Source organism: Glycomyces tritici (assembly GCF_030403505.1).
Genome location: NZ_JAUEMJ010000007.1, coordinates 136,056 through 154,734, shown reverse-complemented (window position 1 = coordinate 154,734; position 18,679 = coordinate 136,056). Strand labels below are relative to the sequence as shown.

The window sequence follows — 18,679 nt, the reverse complement described above, 5'->3', positions numbered from 1 at the left end:
CCGGTACTCCCGCAAGGACTCCGGAGCCGAGCGGACGCCCCTGTTCATGCACCGGCGGCGGCGACAGCGCTGTCTCCGCCTGTCCTGCTGCCGGGCGACACCGAGTGAGAGGCACGACCATGACGCTCATTGCCCGCAGCGCACCGCGACGATGGGGCCCCCTCGTCGCCGCGGCGCTCTTCGCACTGGCCTTGGCGGGACCCGCGTCCCCCGGGTCCGCCGCCGTCGACGAAGGCGCTGACGCAGGCCAGGCGCAGCCGGAACTCCAGACCGCCGCCGCCGACGCGACCAATGCCGACGGCCTGGAGACGCTGGTCTCCGACTACCGGACGCGCGTCCCCACCGAGTACACCACCGCGTCCTGGGCGCCCTTCGCCGAAGCCCTGACCACCGCGACCGAGGTCGTCGAGGACGGTTCGGCGAGCGAGTCCGAGGTCGCGGACGCCAAGACCGACCTGCAGACCGCCGCCGCCGACCTGGAAGTCCTCCAGTCGACGTTCGCGACGATCACCAACAACACGTTCTGGAGGGACACCGCCGGCAACCCGATCTACTCGCAGGGCGGCGGCGTCTTCAAGTTCGGCGACACCTACTACTGGTACGGCGTGCACTACCGGGGCGCCGAGTCCTATCTGGCCAACCCGACGCAGAAGTACGACAACCAGGTCAGCTTCGTGTCGATCCCGGTGTACTCCTCGCAGGACCTCGTGAACTGGAAGTTCGAGAACCGGGTCGCCACGTCCTCGACGAGCCTCGGCAGCCTGGGCGGCACCATGGGCAACGCGGGCTGGATCGGGCGCCTCGGGGTCGCGTACAACGAGAACACCGGCAAGTACGTGCTGCCCGTGCAGATGTGGCACCCCACGCAGGACCACGGCGTCCTGTTCCTCCAGGGCAACTCCCCCACCGGAGCCTTCACGTTCGGCGCCTTCCAGAAGCAGGTCGTGAACTCGCCGACGACCGGCACCGGCGACCAGACCGTCTTCACCGACGAGGACGGGCAGGACTACCTGATCTTCTCCAACCGCGAGGGCCGCTCCCGCGCGTTCGTCTCCAAGCTCCGCTCGTCCGACTCGCTCTATGCGGAGCCGGCGGTCGAGATCGGCCGCAACTCCAGCGGCCGCGAGGGCAACGCGATGTTCAAGCTCGACGGCAAGTACCACATGTGCGCCTCGGACCTGCACGGCTGGAACACCTCGGTCAACTACTGCCTCGACTCCACCCAGGGCAGGGTCCAGGGCGACTACACCGACTACTACACGATGCCCGGCACCCAGATGGACTACAGCCACGTGACCCAGACCGGGTTCTTCATCACCGTGGAGGGGACCGTGCAGGACACGGTGATCTACGCGGGCGACCGCTGGGCCGACTTCGCGTGGAACGGGATCGGCTACAACCAGTGGGTCCCGATCACCAAGGAGGGCACCGGGATCCGCTTCCACTCGATGAGCCAGTGGCAGTTCAACGCGACCACCGGCGAGTTCCGCGTCGCGCCCGGCAACAACTACGTCCTGAACCCCGACATCCAGGCCGACCGGATCATCGTCTCGAACGTGGTCGGGTGGACCAGGACCGGTTCCGGCGGCGTGACCAACGTCAACGGCGGGGTGAACGGCAGCCGGTTCGCACTGCAGGTGAGCAACGGGTCCGGTGTCCGGCAGCAGATGCAGGTGCCCGCGGGCACCTACACGCTCGGCCTGCACACCAAGGGCTCCGGCCGGGTGACCGTCACCGGCGCCGACGGCACCGTGCACACCCTCAACGTCCCGTCCTCGAGCGGCTGGACCAAGCGCGAGCTCACCGGCATCGCACTGCCGGCCGGCACCGCCACGGTGACCGTCACCGGCGGCAGCGGCAACCTCATCGCCGACCAGTTCTCCCTGGTGAGACAAGGCGGCGGCACCGATCCGGGCCAGGCAACGCGCTACGAGGCCGAAGGCTCCGGGGCGACCTGCACCGGCACCGTCGACACCAACCACTCGGGCTACTCCGGGACCGGGTTCTGCAACGGCGGCAACACCGACAGCGCCTTCGCCGAGTTCACCGTGAACGCCTCGGCCGCCGGGACCGCGACCCTGAGCCTCCGGTACGCCAACGGCGGCACCACCGACCGGCCGGGCGACCTCATCGTGAACGGCACCCGCGTGGAGACGACCGCGTTCGCTCCCACCGGCGCGTGGAACACCTGGACCGACCGGACCGTCACCGTCCAGCTGCGCGCGGGCGCCAACACCGTCAGATGGGACCCGACCACCGCGGGCGGCCTGCCCAACCTCGACTACCTCGACGTCACACCGGCGGACTAGCACTCCGGCGGCGGGGGCGGCGCGGAGGCGGAAGCCCTGCGCCGCCCCCGCCGCCGAATCCGGTCCCGTGAAGTCCTGACCGCGGAGCCGAGACATGACGGAGCGCCGGGCGGAGGTCCGCCCGGCGCTCCGTTTCGCGACGCGGTCTAGAAGTCGAAGTCGTCGATGTTCTCCGCGTTGAACCGGAAGGGCTCGCCCAGCAGCACGACCCCGTCGGCGCCGACGGTGTACTCCCCCAGTCGCTCCGTGGTGAACGTGTCGCCCTCCTTGCCTTCGATGTCGCCGTTGACCAGGGCCGCCGCCGCTTGCACGGCGAGATAGCCCAGGTCGTCCGGGTTCCAGAGCGCGAACTCGGCCACCGTGCCGTCGGCGACGTACTCGCGCATCTGGTTCGGGGTGCCGAGGCCCGTGAGCGCCACCTGGCCCTTGAACTCGGAGGTCGACAGGTACCGGGCCGCAGCCGCGATGCCCACAGTGGTCGGTGAGACGATGCCCTTGAGCTCCGGGTACGACTGCAGCAGCGCCGCGGTCTGGTCGAAGGACTTCTGGTCGTCGTCGTCGCCGTACACCGTGTCGACCAGCTCGATGTCCGGGTAGTTCGCCTCGAGCTCGGCCTGCATCAGCTCGATCCAGGCGTTCTGGTTGGTGGCGTTGGCAGAAGCGGAGAGGATCGCGATCTGGCCCGCGCCGCCGATCTGCTCGGCGATCATCTCGATCTGCACCTTGGCGATGCCCGCGGCGTCGGCCTGGCTCACGTACAGGTCGCGGCATTCCGGGTCGGTGTCGGAATCGAAGGTCACGATCTTCGTGCCGGCACCCGACGCCTCCTCCAGCGCACCGCAGATCGCCGTCGGGTCGTTGGCCGAGACGATCAGCGCGTCCACTCCCTGCTGCGCCGCAGTGTTGATGAACGGCACCTGCGCCTCCGGAGAGGCCGCGTCGGGCCCGACCTGCGTCACCGTGACACCGAGTTCATCGGCCGCGCTCTGCGCGCCCACCTCGCTGGTGTCGAAGTACGGGTTGCCGAGGTTCTTGGGCAGGAATGTGAAAGCGGTGCCGTCGTCACCTCCGTCGCCGCCACCGCCGCACGCGGACAGCCCCAGGCTGACCACGAGGGTCGCCGCCACGGCGATCGACTTCTTGTCAAACCTCATTGTTCGTTCCCTTCACTTCTGTTTGCGGGCAGCCCGTTCGGCGGCGACCCGGTTCAAGGCGGGCGTCGCGACGACGGACGCCACCAGCAGCACGCCGATGACGATGTTGATGGCGTTCACGGTCTGCCCTTCGAGCCGCATCGCACTGGCGACGGCCCCGATCAGCAGCACCCCGGCGATCGGGCCGTGCAGCGCGCCGCGCCCGCCGAAGATGGACACCCCGCCCAGCAGGACCGCGGCGATGACCTGGAGTTCCAGGCCGTACGCGTTGTCGCCGCGCGCGCTGCCGTAGCGCAGGGTGAAGTAGACGCCGGCGAGCGCGGAGACCGCTCCGGTGAGGACGAAGAGCAGGAGCTTGGTCCGCTCGACATTGACGCCGGAGAAGTGCGCGGCCTCGCGGTTGAGCCCGATGTCGTAGACGCCGCGCCCGAACGGCGACCAGTGCAGCAGCCACCCCGCCGCCGCCGCGAGCACCGCGAACGGGATGAGCACCATCGGCAGGCTGCCGCCTTCGACGATCCGCATCTTCGCGAAGTCGGTCCAGGAGTCGGGGAAGTCGGTCACGGCCTCGGTGCCGAGGAGGCCGATGGCGATGCCGCGGTACAGCGCGAGGGTGCCGATGGTGACCGCCAGCGACGGCAGCCCCACGTAGGCGACGAGGTAGCCGTTCAGCGAACCGCAGACCGCGCCGACGGCCACGGCCGTGAGCGCCGCGGCCCACATCGGCATGCCGGCGTGGGCGTACAACACTCCGACCAGGACGCTGGAGAGCCCGACGACGCTCGCGACCGAGAGGTCGATCTCGCCGGTGACGATCACCATCGTCAGCGGCAGGGCGATCAAGAGCAGCGGGGTGACGTCGAGGAAGAGGTAGTACAGGGTCAGCGGGCTGTCGAAGTTGCTCACCGCGGCGTTCGCGTACAGCAGGACGACCGCGAGGGCCGCGATGACCGCCGTCTCCCGGGTGAGGAGCCAACGGCGCCAGGCGGGTCGGGCGTGGGCGCGGAAGTGCAGAGTGGTCATGCCAGGCTCCGGGTGTCACGTTCGATGCCCAGCCGTCGTTCCCGGCGCAGGGCCAGGACGCGGTCGAGCACGATGGCGGCGAGGATCAGTCCGCCGACGACGGCGCGCTGCCAGAAGTCGGAGATGCCCACGACGGGCAGGGCGCGGTTGATCGTGACCAGCAGCGCCGCCCCGATCGCGGCGCCCCACACGGTCCCGCTGCCGCCGAAGATCGCGACGCCGCCGATGACCGCGGCGCCGACCGCTTCCAGCTCGATGCCCAGGCCCGCGCCGCTGGAGACCGTGCCGTAGCGGACGGCGTAGACGACCCCGGCGAGGCCCGCCAGCGCTCCGGAGAGGACGAACGCGCCGATCACGCGGCGGGTCACCGGGAGTCCGTAGAGTCGGGCCGCGTCCGGGTCGGAGCCAATCGCGTACATCTCGCGGCCGCCCCTGGAGTAGTAGAGGTGGTACCCGACCGCGATGAGGACGGCGAGGGCCGCGATCGACAGGACCGGGACGGAGGCGATCTGCGCGCTGCCCAAGGCGAGGAAGTCGTCCGGCAGGTCCGAGGCGTTGATCCGGTCGGAGCCCGCCCAGGTCAGGAAGACCCCTCGGTAGATGTAGAGCGTGCCGAGGGTGATCACGAGGGCGGGGACCTTGGCGACGGCCACGATCACGCCGTTGACCAGCCCGAGCACCGCGCCGAGTCCGATCGCGGCGGCCACGACGGCGATGATCGGGATCCCGGGGGCCTCGATGAAGATCCGGCCGGTCATGTACGCGGTGAGTCCGAGGACCGACCCGACGGAGAGGTCGACGTTCCTGGTGATGATGACGGCGGTCTGGCCGACCGCGAGGATCACCAGCATCGACGGGGTCACGAGCAGGTTGCGCCATCCGTCGGCGCTGAACACGAAGCTCTCGGACTTCAAGGCGGTCAGGACCACTGCCGCGAGGAGCACCAGGGCGACGGCGGCCTCGCGGGAGCGGAGCAGGGTGGCTGCTGCGTGCTTCATGCGCCGGCCTCCGAGTGGTGGGTCTGCGTGGCCGCTCGCATCACGGTTTCGGGGGTGGCCCGGTCGCGGTCGAGGTCGGCGGTGATGCGCCCTTCGCAGACCACGAGGACGCGGTCGGCCATGCCGAGGACCTCGGCGAGTTCGGACGAGATCATGACGACGGCCATGCCCTGGCCGGCGAGGTCGGAGAGCAGCCGGTGGACTTCGGCTTTGGTGCCGACGTCGATGCCGCGGGTGGGCTCGTCGACGATCAGGAGGGACGGTTCGGTCGCGAGCCATTTGGCGAGCACGACCTTCTGCTGGTTGCCGCCGCTCATGGTGGTGGCGGGCATGTCGAGGGCGTGCGTCTTCACCTGCAGGCGTTGGGCCCAGGCGTCCGCCGCCCGCAGTTCGGAGCGCGGGGACAGGAAGCCGGCCCGGGCCAGGCCCCGGCGCAGGACCGAGGCGATGTTGCGCGCGATCGAGCCGTCGGTGACCAGGCCTTGCTGGCGGCGGTCTTCGGGGACGAAGGCCATGCCCGCCTTGATGGAGGCCTGCGGGTCGCGCATCGGGACGGCTTCGCCGTGCAGGTGGACGCTGCCGGAGTCGTACCCGTCCACGCCGAAGACCGCGCGGGCGATCTCGCTGCGGCCCGCGCCCACGAGCCCCGCGATGCCGACGATCTCGCCGGCGCGGACCTCGAAGCTCACGTCGTGGAACTTCCCGGTCGAGTGCAGGCCTTCGACGCGGAGCACGGTGTCGCCGATGGAGACGGGGGTCTTCGGGAACAGCTCGCCGACCTCGCGCCCGACCATCTGGGCGACGATGTCGTCGCGGTTCGTCTCGGCGATGGCCTGGGTGGCGACGTAGGCGCCGTCGCGCAGGACGGTGACGGTGTCGCACAAGGCGAAGATCTCTTCGAAGCGGTGCGAGATGAACACCAGGGCGCGGCCTTCGTCGCGCAGGGCGCGGGCGACGGCGAACAGGCGGTCGACCTCGACGCCGGAGAGCGCGGCGGTCGGCTCGTCCATGACGAGCAGGGCCGCGTCCAGGGAGACCGCTTTGGCGATCTCGATGATCTGCTGGTCGGCGATCGACAGGCCGCGGGCGATGCGGCGCGGGTCCAGGTGCACGCCGAGCCGCTGGAACAGCAGTTCCGAGTGCTCGTACATGGCGGCGCGGTCGATGCGGTGGGCGGATTTGCGGGGCTGGCGTCCCATGAAGAGGTTCTCGGCGACGGAGAGGTCCGGGAACAGGGTCGGCTCCTGGTAGATCACGGCGATGCCCGCCGCCTTCGCGTCGGCGGTCGAGGTGAAGTCGACGTCGCGGCCCTGGAAGCGGAAGGTGCCGCCGTCGCGGCGGTGCACCCCCGCGACGATCTTGACCAGGGTGGACTTGCCGGCCCCGTTCTCGCCGACCAGTGCGTGGATCGACCCGGCCTCCACGGTGATCCCGCCGGAGGTGAGCGCCGCCGTCGCGCCGAACGACTTGCGCACCTCGTCCAGGACGAGCACGGCTTCGGGGGCGGGCTCACTCATGCGTCGGCTCCGAGGTCGTCGGGCGGGGGCGGCGGTTCATCGTCGGAGGGCTCCTAGGAACGGGACGTGGGGCGGGGTGCACAAGGGACTGATCGTGTCGGCGCTTCGCCGTGGAGAAACGGACGTTTGTCACCACGAGGCACACTGGAAGCACACCGAATTGAATCGTTTCACTGTGACTCCGACAACATAGATCGCCATCACTGCGCCTGTCAAGCACTCGGTTCGAAATTTTATCGACACAATTTCGCATCGACGACCCCACGGATCGCCTACGGCCACTCGGGCATCGCGAGCGCGCCGCCCGCCGCGCCGAGCCTTGCAAACCAGGGGCGTTTCTGCGACACTCGCATTGAGTATTGAATTATATCGATACATCGAAGTGAACTGTCCCTTGGCGGCGGTACGCGGACACACCTTGAGGAGCGCCCATGAGTCGGTTGGCGAGGTTCACAGCCGTACCCCTGCTCGCACTGGTCGCCACGTTGGCGCTGATCGCGCCGAGCGCCAGCGCGCAGGCGTCGCGGTACGAAGCGGAGGACGCGGCCTGCGAGGGCACGGTCGACTCGAACTACGCCGGGTTCTCCGGGAGAGGGTTCTGCAACACCCCCAACCGCGTCGGGGCGCGGATCGAGTTCACCGTGCACGCCGAAACGGCCGGCACCTTGACGCTGGGCGTCAAGTACGCGAACGGGTCCACCGCCGCACGGCCGGCGGACCTGAGCGTCAACGGCACCCTGGCCCGGTCCGCAGTGGCCTTCGCACCCGTCGGCGCCTGGAGCAGCTGGGCGGTCGAGAACCTCACGGTGCCCGTGCGGGCGGGCGCCAACACGGTCCGGCTCGCGGCCACCAGCGCCGGCGGCCTGGCGAACCTCGACTACCTCGACACGGTGCGGGCCGGCGGCAGCGCCCTGCCGGCGAGTCTCCAGTGGAGCTCCACCGGCCCGCTGGTCTTCCCGAAGTCCGATGCGGCACACAACATCGTCTCGGTGAAGGACCCTTCAGTCGTCTACCACAACGGCCGCTACCACGTCTTCGTCAGCGTCGTGAGCGCCAACCAGGGCTACAGCCTGGCCTACCTCAGTTTCACCGACTGGTCCCAGGCCGGCGCCGCGCCGCTGCGCTTCCTCGACACCACGGCCGTCGGCGCCGGGTACAAGGCCGCGCCGCAGGTGTTCTACTTCGCGCCCCAGCAGCAGTGGTACCTCACCTACCAGATCGGCGACAACGTCGCCTACTCGACGACCGCGAACATCGCCGACCCGGCGTCGTGGAGCGCGCCGAAGCCGTTCTACGCCCGGACGCCGCAGACCGTGCTCGACAACATGGGCGACGGGCAGTGGCTGGACTTCTGGACCATCTGCGACAGCGCCGCCTGCCACATGTACTCCTCTGACGACAACGGCAACCTGTACCGGGCCCAGACCTCGCTGGCGCGCTTCCCCAACGGGTTCTCCGAACCGGTCATCGCCATGCACGACCCCAACCACCACTGGCTCTTCGAAGGCGCCAACGTCTACCGGCTCGCGGGCGAGAACGAGTACCTCCTCATGGTCGAGGCCATCACCGCGGGCGGCCGGATCTTCCGGTCCTGGACCTCGTCGAGCGTCTCCGGGCCCTGGACCCCGCTGGCCGACACCAAGGAGAACCCGTTCGCGGCCTGGAACAACACCGCCTTCAACGGCACCGCCTGGACGAAGGACATCAGCCACGGGGAGCTGATCCGCAGCGGCTTCGACCAGACCCTGACGGTCGGCCCCTGCGACCTGCGCTTCCTCTACCAGGGCAAGGACCCCGACGTGAGCGCGCCGTACAACCTGCTGCCCTGGAGGCTCGGCCTGCTGACGCAGACGAACTCCCCGTGCTGAGGAGACGGCTCGACGCCGGCGGCCGCGACGACCGCGGCCGCCGTCGCAGTGCCACCGCAACGCCGACAACTAGGAGAAACCCGCATGAGACCCCAAGCCGCCGAACGCAAGGCGACCGGCAGGCCGCGCCGCCCACTCGGATTCGCCGTGACGGCGATCGCGATGCTGGCCGCCCTGCTCGCCCTCGCCGCAGTCCCGGCATCCGCGGCCGCGCCCTCCCTCGGATCGCCGAACGTCACCACGCTCACCACCGACGGCCGCACGGCCCTGACGTACACGGGCTACATGAACGGTGAATCGTTCCAGCAGGACGGCATCACCACGTTCAACGGCTATCAGTACACGGCCTGGTGGGACCAGTCCGGCTACGTCAACCTGGCCCGCCGGGCGGTCGCCTCGGGCTCGTGGCAGACCGTCCGCCTCACCGACTACCGGACCACCTCGACCGATTCGCACAACACGATCTCCATCGGCATCTCCGGCCAGGACGGCTCGATCCACCTCTCCTTCGACATGCACAGCTCGCTCCTGAAGTACCGCAAGTCGGTCGCCGGGCTCGCGACCTCGCCGTCGACCGCGAACTGGTCCGCGTCAAGCTTCGGGGCCGTGACCAACACCATCGGCGGCCAGCGCCTGTCGCAGGCGACCTACCCGCAGTTCTTCCGCGCCCCGGACGGGGTGCTGCAGATGAGCATCCGCACGGGCGCCAGCGGCGCGGGCGACGTGGTGCTCTTCGAGTACCGGAACGGGACCTGGAGCCACCTGGGCCAGTTCCTCAACGGCACGCGCGCCGACAACAACGCGTACCTCTTCGGCATCGAGTACGACGACACGGGACTCGACACCAGCGACCTGCTGCACGTCACCTGGACCGTGCGCGAGACGCCGAACGCTAGCACCAACCACGACATCTACTACGCCTACAGCAAGGACCAGGGCCGCACCTGGCGCAACAACAACGGCGACGTCGTGGCGACCACCGGCTCGAACCCGCTCGTGGCCGACTCGGCTTCGCTGCGGGTCGTGGGCATCGGGCAGAACCGCGGGCTCATGAACCAGGAGTCCCAGGTGGTCGACAGCGCCGGCAACGTCCACGTGCTCGCCTCGCACATGGCGCCCTCGGCGGCCAACGACGGCAACTTCGACAGCGCGCGCGGCAAGTCCGTGCTCGTGCACTACTGGCGCGACAAGACCAGCAAGGCCTGGAACCGGCAGGTGCTCTCCTACACGGGCGTGATGACCCGCGCCGACATCGGCGTCGACGGCGACGACAACCTGTACATCGCGAGCGGGAACTCCTCGACCAGGCGGCTGAGCGTCCACACCGCGTCGAAGGCGTCGGGCTGGACCGACTGGGCCACGCGCTACACCTCGACCGTGCAGTACTACTCCGACCCGCTGCTCGACCACGCCCGGCTTCTCGACGGGGTCGTCTCGGTCTTCGCACCCCGCTACGGCGGCAGCCAGATCGACGTCCTGAACTGGACGGTGGGAGGGAGCGGCACGCAGACCACCGACATCGCGAACCGCAACTCCGGCAAGTGCGTCGACATCGTCTCCGGTTCGACCGCCGACGGCGCGGAGGCGATCCAGTGGACCTGCCACGGCGGCGCGAACCAGCTCTGGGAGCTGCAGGACGCGGGCGGCGGCTACTACCGGATCGTCTCCGTGGCCTCGGGCAAATGCCTCGACGTCAACGGCGCCTCGACGGCCGACAACGCCGCGATCATCCAGTGGACGTGCGGCGACCGCGCCAACCAGCAGTGGCAGCTCCGCGCCGGCGGCGACCACTTCCAGATCGCCGCCCGCCACTCCGGCAAGTGCATCGACGTGGCGGGCGCATCGACCGCCAACAGTGCCCGACTCCACCAGGCCGCCTGCTCGAGCAGCACCACGCAGCAATGGTCCCTGTGAGCCCGCGGAACGCGAGCCGTATTCAGCGGCATTGAAGCTCGCGCCGGTGCCAACCGCACCTTGGCGGAGCACACGCCTGTGCGGCCGGACCGGGTCCGGCCGCACAGGGGTCGACCGCCTGGCCGTCGTCAGACGGGTTGGCGGGTGAAGCGCTGGTTGGCGGCGCCGTTGGGGGTGTACTGGGAGATGCGGGCGCCGTCCGCACTGGAGTGGCCCCACACGTCCATCGCCAGGCCGGACTGGCGGTTGATGATGCTGACGACGTTGTTGCCGTGGTCGGTCAGGCGCCACTGCTGGCTGTGCGCTCCCGAGTCCGCCTGCTGCGTGATGTCGGCGCCGGTGCTGTTGCTCGCGACCTGGAGGACGAGGCCGGAGTGGCGGGCCTTGATCTTGAAGTGGCCCTCGCCGGTGTCGATGAATTCGAACTGCTGGTTGGTGCGGCCGGTGCCCGACCACTGGTGCAGCAGTGCGCCGGCGCTGGTGGAGACGCCGTTGATGTCGGCGCACTTCCCGCTGTGCTGCGCGACGAGCCGGTAGGCGCCCGAGCCGCCGGGGGTGCCGCCTCCCAGCGCGGCCTCCCACTTGGTGTTGGAACCGGCCGCGTCGGCGGGCAGTCGGTCGCGGGCGGCGGTGTCGCCGTACATCGTCCATTGCGCCCAGTTGCGGACGGTGTTCCTGAAGCGCTGGTCGTCCCAGAAGCTCGTGTGGCTGCCGCCGACGAAGGTGAGGAACGCTTTCGGCCAGGTGATCTCGTTGTAGGCCTGCCGGCCCGAGGAGTACGCGGTCGTCCCGTCCTGGTCGCCGTGGACGAACAGGACCTTGGCGTTGACCGAGCCGGACGGGGTGCCCATGTCGAGGCACGACTGCGGGTTGGCGGAGATGATGCGGCTGTCGGGCCAGGAGGTGAGCAGGCCGTGGGTGGTCATGCCGCCCATCGAGTGCCCGCAGGCGCCCACGCCGATGTCGGTGCGGACGTGCCCGGCGAGCGGCCCGCTGGTGTTGAGCGCGAGGGTGTTCGTGAGCGCCTGGGAGACGTCGCGGGAGGTGTTGCCGCTGTTGACGTCGTTCAGGGTGTGCTGGAAGTGCGGGGACGGGACGATGAAGCCCGCCGCGGCGAGTCCCGGGGCGAACGTGGAGTTCGCCGGGTTGCCGCCCAGGCCGTGGGTGTAGGCGTAGACGGGGAAGACGCCGTTCGCGACCGGGGCGTTCGCGACCGGGGTGCCGCCGGCGGTGCCGGTGGCCGGGTAGTAGACGTAGGTGGTGACCGGGCGGGTGCCGCGGTACCAGTCGTACCGGCGCACGCCCACGGCGAACGGATCGGCGGGGGCGGGTTCGGCGTTCGCCTGCGCGGTGCCGAGCAGGGACACGCCCGCGCCGAGGACGCCGGCCGCGCCCAGGTTCAGGAACGTGCGTCGTTGCATTGCCATGAGGACTCCTTCTCGGAGGAACAGGGGTAGAGGGAGCGGCCTCGTCCGATCGACGGCGCGCGCCGCTCCCCCGCCTTCGCCTTACTCGCCGTTGACGATCTTGTAAGCGTCGGTGAACGGCGCTCGCGCGGCTTCGCCGCCGTTGGTCAGGAAGGTGTCGACCATGGCAGGGATGTCCGCGATCTCGGAGCGCCCGTAGACCACGTCGGCCTCCTGGTCCTTCAGGGTCTGCAGCGCCGAGACGAAGGCCGCGGGGGCTTCGACGCGGATGCCTTCGAAGATGTCCTTCTCGATGTAGTCCAGCACCGAGGCGTCGTAGTCGAACCGCTGCTGGACGAGCACCGGGTCGCCGGTGTGGAACATCTGGACCTTGCCGGAGAGGCCGTAGTAGCCGCCGATGGTCGCACTGCCGTGGTCGGTCGTGCGCGGGACGCCCTCGGCGTCGAACTCGAAGTGCTCGCCCTCGATGCCGTAGTCGAGCAGCTGGTTCTCGACCGTGCCGAACGGAGCGGCGCAGAAGTTGGCGACGTCCAGGATCTCCTCGACCTGCTCCGCGGAGAGGCTCTTGCTGAGGAACAGCCAGCCCTCGACGTCGGCCGCGCCGAACACCACCGGGGTCCTCCCGCCCGCCGCCACGGGGCCGAGCGGGACGACGGCGCCTTCGATCTCGCCTCTGGTGACGCTGCCGCTGAAGTCGCCCCAGTAGGACATGCCGTCCTGGTGGAACAGGGTCGTTCCGGACTTGTGCAGCTCCTTGGGGTCCAGCGAGGCCGCGGGGGCGTCGGGGTGGATGAGCTTCTCATCCCAGACCGTGCGCCGGAACTCGAGCCACTCGGTGTACTCCGGTCGCTCGCAGTTGTGGACCAGCTTCCCGTCGATCCAGGCCCAGCCGTTGCCGGAGGCCAGACCGAACCACTGGGGGGTGAGGTAGTCGAGCCCGTAGAACGCCCATCTGCCGGCCGCGTCGTCGGACCAGGTGCGGGCGACCTCCAGCACTTCATCCACTGTGGTGGGAACGGCCAGGTCCGCCGCCTCGAGCAGGTCGGTGCGGACGTACATGCCGTTCTGCGGACCGCCGGCCAGACTGCCCGGGATGCCGTAGAGGCGGGCGCTCTCGGGGTCCTCGGGGTCGCTCGACCAGACGGACTTGCCCCAGGCCTCGGTGGCCCGGCCCGCGAGCAGGGGCCAGCGCTCGGAGATGTCGCCGGTGAGGATGTCGGTCAGGTCGTAGAACCGGTTGACGACGGTCTCGCGGAAGTCGGGGTGGGCGCCGAGCATCCAGCTGAACATGTGGATGCCGTCGCCGAACTCGCCGGCCTGGATCCACTGGTTCGAGGTCTCGGCGTAGGTGTTGCCGTCCGCGTGCGCCAGCTCGACGACCGTGCCGCCCCACGCTTCCTGGACCGCCGCGAAGTAGGAGTCGTCGCTGGGAGGCGGGGTGCCCCAGGTCGGGACGGTGATCCGGTAGGTGCCGGTGTTCGCGGGGGGCTCGGGGACGGCCTGCGCCGGCTCGGGGTAGGAGGTGAATCCGGACCGGTGGTGCGGCGGTTCGCCCACCAGGTCGGGTTCGACCGGGAGCGGCCATTCCTTGTACTGCGGCAGGAAGTCGAACCCTTCGGTGATCTGGGAGCTGCCTTCGCTGCTCTGGATGTCGCTGCACGCGGCGACGAGGGGGAGGCCCGCGGCGCCGGCCGCGCCGAGGCCGGCGGCCTTGAGCAGTGATCGGCGTCGGAAGATCGACCCGTTTGAGGGAGTGGCCACGTCGCTGTCCTTTCGGTGGAACTGCGGTTGAGGGATTGCTTGAGATTGCGGGGGTTCGCGGTGGGGGGGGGGGGGCCCCCGGGGGGGGCGCGCCCCCCCCCCCACCGCACGGGTGCCTCGGACCGGCGCGCTGCGCGCTTGCGGCCCCAGGCGGCCGGTGCTATCGCACGTCGACCCAGTAGCTGTTGGTGTCCAGCTGGCCCTTGCCGGTGAAGACCTCGGTGCCGGCTTGGACGCTGGTGAGGTACTTGCTGCTGCTGAGCCATCCGCGGTTCACCAGGTTGCTCGTGAAGTCGCGCAGGTCGAAGTTCACGGCGTTGGTGTTCGTGGTACGGACGAAGGAGAACACGTTCCAGCCGACTCCGTTCCCCGCGTCGATCCAGCCGCGGTACAGGTCCCAGGTGCCGCCGGCGAGGGTGACGGTGGCCTGCCTGGTGCCGGCCGGACCGGCCCCGCCGATCTTGTAGGGCCAGATCATGATCTCGTCGGTCGGGTTGTTCGACCAGTCGGGATTCGACTGGGTGTGCAGCCACAGGTCGTAGGCGACGTTCATCGTTCCGGACGCGTTCACGCTGTAGTTCCAGCTCGTCGCGACGCTGCGGTTGTCGCTGAGCCGCACCGGCAGTTCAGTGCCGGGGCGCTGCCACCCCCAGTGCCAGCCGAGGACCGAGCTGGAGTAGCTCTTGACCGAGTAGGACGATCCGCTCCACTCCCAGGAAGTGCCCCATCCGATGGTGTCGCCGGACTGCCAGTTGTTCCATGTGCACTGCCAGCCGGTGCCGGAGTTGTTGCCCCACAGGTTGTTGGTGACGTAGTACTTGCCCATGGCGATGGTCTCGCCCTTGTTGCAGGTGCTGGCGGCCTGGGCGGGCGTGGCCGTGACGAGCGTCGACGCCAGGGCGATGCAGAACGCGGCGACGATACCGAGCAGCAGGCGTTTGACAGGCGCCCTTCGGGTCTCGGGAGGCATCTCGTTTTCCTTCCGGTGGTGCGGTGCCGTCGGACCGGGGGCGGTCTCTGGCGAGCAGTTTGTTTGGTCATCTTTCAAAACTACGTTATATCGTCACACTGAAGCCTGTCAATGTCGGGAATTGAGGAGTTTTACGAGTTCAAAGGGCAAATAGGGCAGGCCGGAGCGCGCAACCCCCTATGGCGTTGCGCGAACTCCGGCGGCCTTAAATGGACACGAAATCTGAGCCCGAATACCTCCATGGCGCCGACCCGACGCATTCGATGACCGCTACCACCTGCTATTTGATTCGAATCACGGCATGCATCCGGGCAGCCGCCGCATCTGCACATCAGGAGAGTTCTGCGAACTCGCCTCTTTATCGATACAGACTTGCGCTTCGTCGCCTCAAAGCGACTTGCGCACTGCCACCGCCAATTCCTGAGCCGCCTCCGCATCCGCATCGGCGATGCCCACGCCGTAGCGGAACCGCACTGCCTCCCCATTCGGAATGGTCAGCTCCTCGCTGAAGAACGGGGCGGGGTTGAGGCAGGCGAACTCCTCACTGCGGGCGAACCACTGCGGCGGATGGTGCGGGTTCGACGAGTCGTCGACCATGAGCACCAGCGAGGCGGCGTCGATGTCGTCGTGGCGTCCGGCGAAGCCCATCCACTCGTGGCGCTGGCCGCGCATGTCGTTGCCGGAACCGGAGCCCTCGGCGGTGACGAGGCTGCCGCCGGTGAAAGCCCTTGGCCCGCGCCAGAACAGGCCGCCGTAGCCGGCGTTCTCACGCCCCTTCGTGGTCGGGGAGCCGATCGCGATGTCCGCGCCCGAGACGTTGCGGAGCTCGGTGTCGAAGGTCAGCATCCAGGCCTCGTCCGAGAGCAGCCGCGCGCTCAACGCGCGGCGCTCGGTGATCCACGGGGCTCCGCCCTGGGTGCTCCAGTCCAGTTCGTGGACCAGTTCGGCGGCCCCGTCGACCCGCTCGATGCGGGTGAACCGCCGGTGCGACTGGGTGCCGTTGTTCTCCAGCTGCACGTAGAACTGCCCGTGGACGTAGGTCGGCCCGCCCCAGAAGTTCTCCTCCCCCACATGGGGCAGGGACAGCGCGATGCCCTTGTGCCACACGTGGTCCCAGGGCCGGTACAGGCTCACGAGGTGCCCGGCGCGGGTGCGGATCGGGTGCAGGTACGGCTTGGGCGACTCCAGTTGCGGGGAGTCGGGCCGGTAGACGTACCGGAACAGCTCGGTCCCGCCGTCGCTGACGGTCACCGCGCTGTCGATGTCGTGGCGGATGTCGAGGTGGCTCATGCGAAGGTCTCCTTGATCGGCATCCATGGAACGACGCCGCCGTCCATGCTGCGGTTGAACGGGTCGGCGCCGTCGATCTCACCGGCCGAGACGGGGCGGCCCTGGAACGCCGACGCGTAGGTGGCGGCGGCGAACTCCAGCGTCCGGCGCGCCTCGGCGAGCGAGACGCCCGGCTCGGTCCCGGCCGCGATCGCGTCGAGGACCGCCGCGATCTGCAGGCGGTGGCCGCTCTCGGCATCGGGCTCGTCGCCGGCGGTCCAGACCCCCGCCAGGTGCTCGTGCCCGGGCGCGGCGGTGAAGCGCCAGTCGGCCTCCCGGTAGCCGTAGAGGTGCTCCAGTTCCACAGTGGCGTACTCGAAGTCGAACCGGAGCCGGGAGGTCTCCCGCGGCGACACGACCGAGTTGACCACCGTGGCCATGGCGCCGTTCGCGAAGCGCGCCAGCGCCATCGAGACGTCCTCGGTGTTCGTGGGGCGGGACAGGCGTGCGGCCATCGCCGTGACCTCGGTCCACGGGCCGAGGATCGACAGGAGCAGGTCGAACTGGTGGATGCCGTGACCCATCGTCGGTCCCCCGCCTTCGACCTCCCATCGCCCCCGCCAGGGGACGTCGAAGTAGGCGTCGTCGCGGTACCAGAGCGTCTCGCAGGTCGCCACGAGCGGCCGCCCGAGCTCCCCCGAGGCGACCAGTCGCCGCAGCCGGATCGCGGCCGGACCGTACCGGTGCTGGAACACCGTCAGCACCGGCGTGCCGGTCTCGGCCTCGACCTCGGCGAGCGCGTCCATCTCGGCCAGACTCAGCGCGGTCGGCTTCTCGACCAGCGCCGGGACCCCGGCACGCATGGCCGCGATCGCCAGCGGCACATGGGTTCCCGGCGGCGTGCAGATGTGCACCAGGTCGAGCCGCTCCTCCTTCAGCATGGTCTCGGCGTCGCCGTACACGCCGGGAGCCGGAAAGCGGCCGGTGAACGCCGCGGCGCTGACCGGGTCGATCTCGGCCACGGCCGCCAGTTCGGCGCCCAGTTCGGTCAGGGCGTGGGCATGCGCGTGGGCGATGCCGCCGGTGCCGATGATGCCGCAGCGGAGCGGGGGTCTGGGGACAGGCATGGTGCTCTTCTCTACTCGGATCGCCGGCTACGCGGCGGCGTCGATTTCGGTCTTGAGTTCGTCGATGAAGGCGTCGGCCGCTTCCTGCGGCGTGCGCTCGCCGAACATGACCTCCTGCGTGTAGCGCTGGATCATCGGGTCGAAGCCGCTGCCTCCGGCCGGGGTGACCGCGACCGCGGGGCCGGCGGTGGCCGACTCGATGTAGTCCACGGCCAGCTGCCCGCCCTCGTCGAGGTCGGCCGCGACGTGCTCGCGCATGGCCGGGTTGGCCGGGATGCCGCGCTCGGTGCCGAGGATGTCGGCGGCGGCCTCGTGGTTGACGAGGAAGTCGACCAGGGTCGCGGCCTCGGCGGGGTGCTCGCTCTGGGAGGAGACCGCCCAGTACATCGACGGCTTGATGAAGTTCGCGTCGGCTTCGGCGCTGCCGGGCAGCTGGAGCAGTCTGAGGTCGGCGCCGCTGGCGGCGAGCAGCGGCGTGATCTGCGTGTTGTAGCCGAAGCCCATGGCGATCTTGCCGGTGGCGAGGCTGCCGCCTTCGATGCCGGCGCTCTGGCTCTCGACGGATTGTGCGGCGCTCTCGATCCCGCCGCTCTCGGCCAGGCCCAGGTTGTACTCCCACAGCGAGGCCAGCACCGCCGGGTCGAGGGTGACGTCGCCGTTCTCGCCGTAGAGCTCGTTGCCGTGCAGGCGCGCCCAGTAGCGGATGCTGCCCGCGTCGGTGCCGCCGGTGAGGCCGGAGCCGTTGATGGCCCCGCCGCTCTTCTCGGTGAGTTCGTTGGCGATCGCGGCGTAGTCGTCCCAGGTCCAGGTGGTGTCGTCGGGCAGTTCGACGCCGTACTGGGCGAAGAGGTCGGCGTTGACGATGCTCGCGAGCATGCCCGCGCCGATCGGGATCGCGTACTGCGTGCCGTCGATCTGCCCGGTCGCGAGGGTCGCCGCATCGAACCCCGAGGTGTCGAGGAAGTCGCTCGTGTCGGCCAGGTCGAGGAGGGTGCCCCGGTCGCCGTACGAGGCGAGGTAGAGCTCGTCCATCTGGATCACGTCGGGCGAGTCGTTCGCGGCGGTGGTGGTCGCGAGGGCGTCCCAGTACCCGGCCCAGTCCTTGAACTCGCCCTTGACGGTGATGTTCGGGTGCTCCTTCTGGAACGCGGCGATGGCCTGGTCGGTCAGTTCGGCACGGGTGTCCGCGCCCCACCAGGTCATGCGGATGGTGACCGGCTCGTCGCTCAGTTCCACGTCGCCGCCGCCGCCGGTGCCGCAGGCGGCCAGGCCGGGCAGGGCGACGGCGGAGGCGCCGAGTCCTTTGATGATGAGTCTGCGTTGCATGGGATTGCTCCTTTGT

Annotated in this window: 13 protein-coding genes; 3 read left to right on the top strand and 10 right to left on the bottom strand. The window is 69.5% G+C overall.

The window, feature by feature from the left end; translation table 11 throughout:
• Positions 1-119: 119 nt before the first annotated feature.
• Positions 120-2,309: a family 43 glycosylhydrolase gene (locus QWI33_RS21100; RefSeq protein WP_289958352.1), complete on the top strand. Its 2,190-nt coding sequence runs from the start codon at positions 120-122 to the stop codon at positions 2,307-2,309.
• A 146-nt stretch (positions 2,310-2,455) separates the two neighbouring features.
• On the opposite strand, the gene rhaS is transcribed toward QWI33_RS21100, so the two are convergent.
• The 4 genes from rhaS to QWI33_RS21080 are packed head-to-tail and all read right to left on the bottom strand — an operon-like array spanning position 2,456 to position 7,001.
• Positions 2,456-3,463, bottom strand: coding sequence for a rhamnose ABC transporter substrate-binding protein (gene rhaS / locus QWI33_RS21095; protein WP_289958351.1), 1,008 nt, complete (start codon positions 3,461-3,463; stop codon positions 2,456-2,458).
• Positions 3,464-3,475: 12 nt separating this feature from the next.
• Positions 3,476-4,486 (bottom strand): ABC transporter permease, encoded by a 1,011-nt coding sequence (locus QWI33_RS21090; protein ID WP_289958350.1) that lies wholly within the window; start codon positions 4,484-4,486, stop codon positions 3,476-3,478.
• On the bottom strand, positions 4,483-5,484 hold the full coding sequence (locus QWI33_RS21085; RefSeq protein WP_289958349.1) for an ABC transporter permease: 1,002 nt from the start codon (positions 5,482-5,484) through the stop codon (positions 4,483-4,485). The genes QWI33_RS21090 and QWI33_RS21085 overlap by 4 nt, the downstream gene beginning before the upstream one ends.
• A complete protein-coding gene (locus tag QWI33_RS21080; protein ID WP_289958348.1) occupies positions 5,481-7,001 on the bottom strand; it encodes a sugar ABC transporter ATP-binding protein in 1,521 nt (506 codons plus the stop codon). The genes QWI33_RS21085 and QWI33_RS21080 overlap by 4 nt, the downstream gene beginning before the upstream one ends.
• A gap of 431 nt (positions 7,002-7,432) precedes the next feature.
• Between QWI33_RS21080 and QWI33_RS21075 the strand changes: the two genes are divergently transcribed.
• Both QWI33_RS21075 and QWI33_RS21070 read left to right on the top strand, forming a co-directional pair.
• Positions 7,433-8,869, top strand: a complete 1,437-nt coding sequence (locus QWI33_RS21075) for a non-reducing end alpha-L-arabinofuranosidase family hydrolase (protein WP_289958347.1) — start codon at positions 7,433-7,435, stop codon at positions 8,867-8,869.
• 84 nt (positions 8,870-8,953) lie between these two features.
• The gene (locus QWI33_RS21070; RefSeq protein WP_289958346.1) at positions 8,954-10,783 is read left to right on the top strand and encodes a BNR-4 repeat-containing protein; all 1,830 of its coding nucleotides are present in this window, start codon (positions 8,954-8,956) and stop codon (positions 10,781-10,783) included.
• Between the two features lie 128 nt (positions 10,784-10,911).
• Here the strand turns inward: QWI33_RS21070 and QWI33_RS21065 are convergent, their stop codons facing one another.
• The 6 genes from QWI33_RS21065 to QWI33_RS21040 form a co-directional block, all read right to left on the bottom strand.
• Positions 10,912-12,210, bottom strand: a complete 1,299-nt coding sequence (locus tag QWI33_RS21065; RefSeq protein ID WP_289958345.1) for an RICIN domain-containing protein — start codon at positions 12,208-12,210, stop codon at positions 10,912-10,914.
• Between the two features lie 81 nt (positions 12,211-12,291).
• Entirely contained in the window at positions 12,292-13,971 is a 1,680-nt protein-coding gene (locus tag QWI33_RS21060) for a type 2 periplasmic-binding domain-containing protein (RefSeq protein ID WP_289958344.1), read from the bottom strand.
• Positions 13,972-14,131: 160 nt separating this feature from the next.
• Positions 14,132-14,941, bottom strand: a complete 810-nt coding sequence (locus QWI33_RS21055; RefSeq protein WP_289958343.1) for a GH12 family glycosyl hydrolase domain-containing protein — start codon at positions 14,939-14,941, stop codon at positions 14,132-14,134.
• Positions 14,942-15,328: 387 nt separating this feature from the next.
• Entirely contained in the window at positions 15,329-16,231 is a 903-nt protein-coding gene (locus tag QWI33_RS21050; RefSeq protein WP_289958342.1) for a DUF6807 domain-containing protein, read from the bottom strand.
• Positions 16,228-17,337: a Gfo/Idh/MocA family protein gene (locus tag QWI33_RS21045; protein WP_289958341.1), complete on the bottom strand. Its 1,110-nt coding sequence runs from the start codon at positions 17,335-17,337 to the stop codon at positions 16,228-16,230. Before QWI33_RS21045 ends, QWI33_RS21050 begins: the two co-directional genes overlap by 4 nt.
• A 27-nt stretch (positions 17,338-17,364) precedes the next feature.
• A complete protein-coding gene (locus QWI33_RS21040; RefSeq protein ID WP_289958340.1) occupies positions 17,365-18,663 on the bottom strand; it encodes an ABC transporter substrate-binding protein in 1,299 nt (432 codons plus the stop codon).
• Positions 18,664-18,679: the final 16 nt, after the last annotated feature.